This is a genomic window from Gilliamella sp. B3172 (assembly GCF_026536465.1).
Lineage (GTDB): Bacteria > Pseudomonadota > Gammaproteobacteria > Enterobacterales > Orbaceae > Gilliamella.
In genome coordinates, this window is record NZ_JAFNOA010000030.1 from 1 (window position 1) to 678 (window position 678).

The window sequence follows — 678 nt, forward strand, 5'->3', positions numbered from 1 at the left end:
CGGCATACGGTTTGGCTAATCTGACCCACAGGCTCTCTTCACCGTTTTTCCAGTTTTTTAAGTCAAAGTTGAATTTGACCCGATATCGACCCTGCGTATCGATATAACCATAAGTGTCATTATCCGGACTGGTGACCCGTGCCGGTAATGTTCCCCCGACTGTCGGCCAGGCTATCGGTTTTGGCCGGTAAGGTTTGAAGGCTTGATACGGTATCGCCGTAAAGCGTAGCTCATAAGCATCGGTGCGGTTACCTTGTCCTTCCACACTTAAAATAATCACGCCGTCATCGATATCAGCCAGCGGGCTGCCTTTTATGTGAATCCGTTGCCCCGGTGCCAGATTGTAGTGGTTGCTGGCGCCGCTGATGATGATTTTTTCACTGATTGCGTGTTCATGACGAATACGTGCATACCATTGTCCGCTTTCAATATGGCGGCTATTATCTTTTTCATCAGCGCTGTCATCATTGTCACTTGCTTGGCTTTCATCATCACCCTGCGCGGTTTTTACGCCATTTGCATTTAAGCCTTTATAGTGCTCAGCATAGCGGTAATCTGTCCCGTAGGTGGTGGTCTCTTTCGGTTGACTGTTGACATCACTGAGTAAACTGGCTTTGGCATCCCGGTAGTTGTAATCCTGCACCCTGACTGAGGACTCGACCACCTGACTGTCTAACC

1 protein-coding gene is annotated in these 678 nt (G+C 49.0%); it reads right to left on the reverse strand.

The window, feature by feature from the left end; all coding sequences use genetic code 11:
- Positions 1-664, reverse strand: a 664-nt coding sequence (locus tag J3U37_RS12065; protein WP_267375129.1) for a contractile injection system protein, VgrG/Pvc8 family, incomplete at its 3' end; no start/stop codon positions are given.
- Positions 665-678: the final 14 nt, after the last annotated feature.